Annotated in this window: 4 protein-coding genes; all 4 read left to right on the forward strand. The window is 70.2% G+C overall.

What is annotated here, in order from left to right; translation table 11 throughout:
- The coding region (locus VR44_RS35620) for a class I SAM-dependent methyltransferase (protein WP_045951794.1) at positions 1–726 on the forward strand (726 nt) is incomplete at its 5' end.
- Between the two features lie 87 nt (positions 727–813).
- Positions 814–1,707, forward strand: coding sequence for a diiron oxygenase (locus VR44_RS35625; protein WP_045951795.1), 894 nt, complete (start codon positions 814–816; stop codon positions 1,705–1,707).
- Positions 1,708–1,743: 36 nt separating this feature from the next.
- On the forward strand, positions 1,744–3,390 hold the full coding sequence (locus tag VR44_RS47920) for a 4'-phosphopantetheinyl transferase superfamily protein (protein ID WP_245692777.1): 1,647 nt from the start codon (positions 1,744–1,746) through the stop codon (positions 3,388–3,390).
- Positions 3,387–3,640, forward strand: a 254-nt coding sequence (locus VR44_RS35640) for an S-adenosylmethionine synthetase N-terminal domain-containing protein (RefSeq protein WP_045951797.1), incomplete at its 3' end; no start/stop codon positions are given. The genes VR44_RS47920 and VR44_RS35640, both read left to right, overlap by 4 nt.

The raw sequence follows: 3,640 nt of genomic DNA on the forward strand, positions 1-3,640 counted from the left end.
GCCCTCTACGGCACCGAGGACCTCCTCGTCGACGCCTACCGCACCGGCGACGGCGTCGGCTGGGCCGAACACGACCCGGCCCTCGACACCGGCATGGGCAGCTTCTTCCAGCCCACCTACGAACACCGCCTCGTCGCCGACTGGCTGCCCTCCCTCACCGGAGTCACCGCCAAGCTGGCCGCGGGCGGCACCGTCGCCGACGTCGGCTGCGGCGTCGGCCACACCACGCTGCTCATCGCGAAGGCCTTCCCGCAGGCCACCGTCCACGGCTTCGACTACTCCGAAGAGGCCATCGCGATCGCCCGCGGACTCGCCGAGGAGGCCGGCCTCTCCGACCGCGTCGTCTTCGACGTCGCCTCCGCCGACGACTACCCCGGCACCGGCTACGACCTGGTCACCTTCTTCAACGCCCTGCACGACATGGGCGACCCGGTCTCCGCCGCCCAGCACGTGCACAAGTCCCTGGACGCCGACGGCACCTGGATGCTCGTCGAGTCCAACGTGTCACCCGACGACATCGACACCCAGACCCCCGCCGCCCGCATGTTCATGGCCCTCTCCGCCGTGATGTGCCTGCCCGTGGCCGTCGCCCAGCGCGGCCCCCACGCGCTCGGCAACCACTCCGGTGAACAGGCCTTCCGCGCCATCGCCGAAGAGGCCGGATTCACCCGCTGGCGCCGCGCGACCGAGACCCCGGTCAACGCCGTCTACGAGGTCCGCCCCTAGCGCCCACGAGGTCCGTCCCTAGCGCCCGGCCCGCCGGCCCCGGGGCCCGCACGCCCCCCGCCTTCACCACCACCCCGAGGAGTCACCATGGGCGTCAGCGCCCCCCTGCCGGTCAATGACCGGTTCCTGGAAGTCCTGGAACGCCTGAGCCACCGCTCCATCGAGGAGTACTACAACCCGTACCAGCAGTTCGACTGGCCCGAGAAGCTCGACGAGGGCCGCATGTGGATGACCCCCGAGCTGCTCACCGTCTACGGGACCCCCTTCTACGACGAGCTCGGCGAGGAGACCCTCCAGCGCCTCTCGAAGTGGGAGAGCATCAACTTCTACAGCCTCAACGTGCACGGCATCCGCGAGCTGCTCATCGAGGTCGTCGGCCGCATCCACATGCCCGGCTTCGAGGTGCCCTCGGACTTCTTCCACCACTTCATCGGTGAGGAGAACGAGCACATGTGGTTCTTCGCCGAGTTCTGCCGCCGCTACGGCGACAAGATCTACGGCTCCACCGCCCTGCGCGCCGACTCCGCCTGGGAGCCGGAGGTCGAGAACTTCCTGGTCTTCTCCCGGATCCTGTTCTTCGAGGAGCTGGTCGACCACTACAACACGCGGATGGCGCGCGACGAGTCGCTCTGCCACACCATCCGCGAGGTCAACCGCATCCACCACCAGGACGAGTCCCGCCACATCGCCTTCGGCCGCGAGCTGGTCTCCCTCCTCTTCACCCGGATGAAGGAGGCGGTCCCCGCCGCCCGCGTCGCCGAGGTCGAGGCCTACCTCAAGCGCTACGTGGTCTACAGCATCAACTCCCTCTACAACCCCCACGTGTACCGGGACGCCGGCATCGCCGACCCGATCGGCCTGCGCAACGCGCTCGTCGCCGACGAGCGGCGCCGCCCCCACGAGCGCAAGGCCATCCGCAAGCCGCTCGGCTTCTTCCTGAAGACCGGGATCTTCACGGACGACGTCCTGCCCGTCGTCTGAGAGGGCCCCACCGCCGTCCGAGAGGTGACAACCCCCATGAGCGTCACGACCGTCAAGACACCCACCACCACCGAGACCCGGGGCCTGCCGTCGCTCGGCCCCGAGGGCACCGCCCTGCTGCGGCTGCTCGACGACACCTTCGAGAGCTGGGGGGTGCACGCGGGGGCCCGTTCGATGACCATGCCCCCGCTGCTGCCGGCCGCCGACCTGGCCCGGCTGGACTACTACGACAACTTCCCCCACCAGGCCGTCGTCGCCGCCCCGCTGAACCTGGACGTCCGGGAGACCAGCGAGTTCTGTACGGACACCGGCTGCTTCCCCTGCGACGCGCTGGAGCCCGCCGCCCTCGGCCTGCCCTCCGCCTCCTGCTACGCCGTCTACATCGACCACCAGGGCCGCCCGGCCGCCGACGACGAGCTCGTCACCGTGGTCGGCTGGTGCTTCCGCAAGGAACAGCACTACGAGGGCCTGCGCCGCCAGCTCGGCTTCCGCATGCGCGAGATCGTCGCCATCGGCACCCGCGAGCACGCCGAGGAACACCTGGCCCGCTTCACCCGGCGCATCCACGCCTTCGCCGAGGCCCTGGACCTGCCGCTGACGAAGGAGGCCGCCTGCGACCCCTTCTTCGACAAGGGCAGCTCCAAGGCGGTGCTCCAGCGGCTGACGCCGGTCAAGCACGAGTTCCTGTACGAGGACCTCGCGATCGCCTCGGTCAACACGCACCGCAACTTCTTCGGCGACCGCTGCGAGATCCCCCTCGCCTCCGGCGCGGGCCCGGCCTTCACCGCCCGGCCTTCACCAGCTGCGTGGCCTTCGGCCTGGAGCGCTGGCTGTCCGCGCTCACCCGCCGCCACGGCAGCTGGGGCGCGGCGACCGCCGCCGTCCTGGGCGCGAACGCGGCGGGTCCGGCGATCTGACGTGCAGACCCGACCCGTCGCCCCGCCGGCGGGCGGCCTGGGCTGGGCGAACCTCGGCATGGACATCGTGTCCGTCGGCCGTGTCCGCCGGCTGCTCGCCGCATACGGCGAGGACTTCTTCCAGCGCATGCTCACCCCCGGCGAACTCGCCGACTGCCACACCTCCGCACGGCTCGACGTACTGAGCCTGTGCGGACGGATCGCGGCCAAGGAGGCGGCCTTCAAGACCCTCCGCGTCGGCGCCGTGGTCCTGCCCTGGCGGGACATCGTCGTACGGCGGTCCGAAGGCGGCTGGCCCCTCGTGGAACTCCGCGGGGCGGCGGCCGGCATGGCCGCCGACTCCGGAATCGCCGGCGTCACCGTGACCATCAGCCACGACGTGGACTACGCGGTGGCGGTCGCCGCCCCGCTCCTGGACCCCGGCCCGCCGGAGCCCCCCGCACCGCCCGCACTCCCGGACCCGGCCGCCGGGTCCGCGCACACCCCGCAACCCGTACACAGCACTTCAAGGAGAGACACCATGTCCGAAGGCCTGCAGCTCGTGAAGAACTGGCTCCTCGCCCGCCACGAGGAGCTGGACGACATCGCTTCCGACCTGGACCTCATCGAGAACCGGCTGATCGACTCCCTGTCCTTCGTCGAGTTCGTCTTCCTGCTCGAACAGCACAGCGGCCGCGCCATCCAGATGGAGACCCTGGAGGTCGACGAGATCCGCACCCTCGACGCCATCGCCACCCACTTCTTCTCCGCCGAGGTGAAGGCATGAGCAAGCGCCTCTTCACGTCCGAGTCGGTCACCGAAGGCCACCCCGACAAGATCGCCGACCGGATCAGCGACACCATCCTCGACGCCCTGCTGCGCGAGGACCCGGCCAGCCGCGTCGCCGTCGAGACCCTGATCACCACCGGCCAGGTCCACATCGCCGGCGAGGTCACGACCACCGCCTACGCGCCGATCGCCGAACTCGTCCGGGGAGCCATCCTCGACATCGGTTACGACTCCTCGAAGAAGGGTTT

The sequence above is a fragment of the Streptomyces katrae genome (assembly GCF_000966975.1).
In the GTDB taxonomy this organism is placed as follows: Bacteria; Actinomycetota; Actinomycetes; order Streptomycetales; family Streptomycetaceae; genus Streptomyces; species Streptomyces katrae.

Coding starts and splice junctions, on each gene's coding strand:
- VR44_RS35625 (WP_045951795.1), top strand. CDS start 814: ATGGGCGTCAGCGCCCCCCTGCCGGTCAATGACCGGTTCCTGGAAGTC.
- VR44_RS47920 (WP_245692777.1), top strand. CDS start 1,744: ATGAGCGTCACGACCGTCAAGACACCCACCACCACCGAGACCCGGGGC.